This is a genomic window from Vibrio sp. 378 (assembly GCF_033339435.1).
The window spans coordinates 1-518 of the sequence record NZ_JAWOUO010001193.1; the positions used below are offsets into that span (position 1 = coordinate 1).

General features: G+C 45.6%; 1 protein-coding gene. It reads right to left on the minus strand.

Annotated features, from left to right (window positions below; all coding sequences use genetic code 11):
* Positions 1-52: 52 nt before the first annotated feature.
* Complete coding sequence (locus tag R7Q48_RS31095; RefSeq protein WP_029814716.1) at positions 53-517, minus strand: NYN domain-containing protein; 465 nt, start codon at positions 515-517, stop codon at positions 53-55.
* Position 518 lies beyond the last annotated feature (1 nt).

Sequence of the window (518 nt, forward strand, 5' to 3'; positions counted from 1 at the left end):
TACGCATAAGTACAGCCTGAATGACTCGCCTTTTCTTTGTCTAGTCTAATGATTACAGCAAGAAATCATCATCAATCGCGACGAAATTATCAGCACAATCAATCAAGGTTTGCGAGGTTAACCTTGGTACACCATAGACGGTGACCTTCTTGTTGTAGCGCTGCTGAATACGTTCCACCAGCAAACTGAAGTCGCCATCACCAGAAACCAAAATCACGCGGTCGACATCAGGCGCAATCTCAATCGCATCGAGCGTGATACCGACATCCCAATCCCCTTTGGCGCTGCCATCTCGACGCTGAATGTAAGGCTTCAACATCACCTCAAATCCCACACCTCTTAGAATGTGATGAAACTGGCGTTGCTTCGGATCGTTACTGGCAATGGCATAAGCTTTTGCGCTTACTACTTCCTTTTCTTGTGTCGCGACATACCAAAACTGGTTGTAATCAAAGTTACTGCGATACGCTTCACGACAAGTGTAATAAACGTTTTGAACGTCAACGAGAATGGCGATT